The organism is Paenibacillus sp. YIM B09110 (genome assembly GCF_037167145.1).
In the GTDB taxonomy this organism is placed as follows: domain Bacteria; phylum Bacillota; class Bacilli; order Paenibacillales; family Paenibacillaceae; genus Pristimantibacillus.
This window is the reverse complement of the sequence record NZ_JBANSP010000068.1, coordinates 1-627: the sequence shown is the minus strand read 5'-3', so window position 1 is coordinate 627 and position 627 is coordinate 1. Positions and strand designations below refer to the sequence as shown.

Annotated in this window: 1 pseudogene; it reads left to right on the top strand. The window is 59.6% G+C overall.

Annotation, left to right across the window (positions count from 1 at the left end):
* Positions 1-627 (top strand): annotated as a pseudogene (locus tag V8F51_RS31480) (cell surface glycoprotein); the annotation flags it as partial.

The window sequence follows — 627 nt, the reverse complement described above, 5'->3', positions numbered from 1 at the left end:
GGCGGAACGTTAAGCTATCAGTGGTACAGCAACACTAGCAATAGTACGAGTGGCGGCACGCTTGTGAGCGGAGCGAGCAGCGCAAGCTATAACGCGCCGACGACAGCGGCGGGCACGAGGTATTACTACGTCGTGGTGACGAACGCGAACGCGAGCGTTAACGGGACGAAGACGGCTACGGTGACGAGCAGCGTAGTTTCGGTTGTTGTAAACCCCATTGTGAATGCGGCAACGCCGACGATTGGAACGCAGCCGACGGCTAAGACAGTGAACGTAGGCGGGACAGCGACGTTAAGCGTGGCAGCCAGCGTCAGCGACGGAGGAACGCTCAGCTACCAGTGGTACAGCAACACTTCGAACAGTACGTCCGGCGGCACGCTTGTGAGCGGAGCGAGCAGCACAAGCTATAACGCGCCGACGACAGCGGCGGGAACGAAGTACTACTATGTCGTGGTGACGAACACGAATGCGAGCGTGAACGGCACGAAGACCGCGACGGCGACGAGTAACGTCGTGTTGGTGACGGTGAACGCCATCGTGAACGCGGCAACGCCAACGATCGGAACGCAGCCGACGGCTAAGACAGTGAATGTAGGCGGAACAGCGACGCTAAGCGTGGCGGCAAAC